General features: G+C 47.9%; 1 protein-coding gene. It reads left to right on the forward strand.

The genetic code is table 11. The features are described 5' to 3' along the window. The coding region (gene flgL / locus ACRC27_RS06105) for a flagellar hook-associated protein FlgL (protein WP_438639425.1) at positions 1-1,149 on the forward strand (1,149 nt) is incomplete at its 5' end. Between the last annotated feature and the right edge of the window lie 247 nt (positions 1,150-1,396).

A 1,396-nucleotide genomic window follows, 5' to 3' on the forward strand; every position in this document is an offset into this window, starting at 1 on the left:
GTTCAGACCGCCGGTGATGATGCGGTGGCCATGGTCTCCATCCATAACCTCAAACAGCAAAGCACCCTGAATCAGCAGTACACCAACATGGCGGACTTGGCGCTCAATCGCTTAGGGCAGGAAGAGACCTACCTGAAAAATGCTGACGATTTGATTCAAAACAGCAAAGAGCGTGTGCAAGGGGCTTTGAACCCATCACTGGACCAAGATGGCCGTAATGCACTGGCGCAAGACATGCAATCTAACTTAGATGCTCTGTTTGATCTGGCCAATACCCGTGATGAAGCTGGTAACTATATCTTTGGTGGTACCAAAACCGATCAACCGCCATTTTTCAAAGATGCCAGCGGTAAAATTCAGTACCGTGGCAACGATGAACAGCGTTTCATGCAGGTGGCATCTTCAATCCAAGTTCCGGTGAATGATTCTGGGGCAAAGCTGTTCCAGCAAGTGCCGAATCCATTTGGTGATTATCGTCCAGATTACAATCTTAGCGAAGGCTCGGATTTCTTCATCAACAGCACCGAGAACTTACAAGGTTCTGATGAGCAGTATGATGTCGAGTTTGTCAAAATGGCTGACGGCTCAACTGGTTTTCTGGCTAAAAATAGCAAGGGCGAGTACGTTCCTAAGCAGGAAGAAGATCCTGCACACCCAGGCACACTGTTACCTCCTGAACCACAACCAGTAGATATGAAAAATGGTCAACTGGTGATCAATGATGGCAAGCAGGATCTGGCGCGGATCAAATTCAGCGGCGAGCCTAAAGTGTCAGATGATGGTGCGGATAAAGTCAGCATCAAGCCGGGTAAAACCATCGATGCATTCGAAGCGATGCAAGACGCAATCAAAAATGTGCAAGACGGCACTAACACCGGCAACATCAGCATGGGTCTTGCCGACCTAGATGCCATTAGTAAACACCTGAACTCTGTTCGAGGTGAAGTGGGCACGCGCATGCAAGCGGCGGAAACCGCGAAAGAAGATCATGCCGATAATGATGTGGTGGTAAAAAGCGCGCTCTCTACCCAAGAGGATGTCGACTATCCGACTGCCATTTTGCAGATGACCATGCTCAGTAGCTCAATGCAGGCCAGTCAGGCCACGTTTATGAAGTTGCAGGGGTTGAGTCTGTTTAACTATATCTAAACTTAATCTGCTATCGCTAATTGTTTAATTAATGGGCTGCAGATAACAAATGGCTTCTTTGGTGAAAAACCGCGCTTAAGCGCGGTTTTTTTACGCCGTTATCACGCTGAATACCGCAGAGAAACCGCCGAAAATGGCGTAATAATTGCTATGTCAGGCATATCAGTGACGGGCAATCAGAGGAAAAGATGTCAGACATACAGAACCTGCCTTCGGCAGAAGAGATCGAAGCGCATTTTCAACGTGG

The organism is Plesiomonas sp. (genome assembly GCF_051650925.1).
GTDB lineage: Bacteria > Pseudomonadota > Gammaproteobacteria > Enterobacterales > CAMTGL01 > Plesiomonas.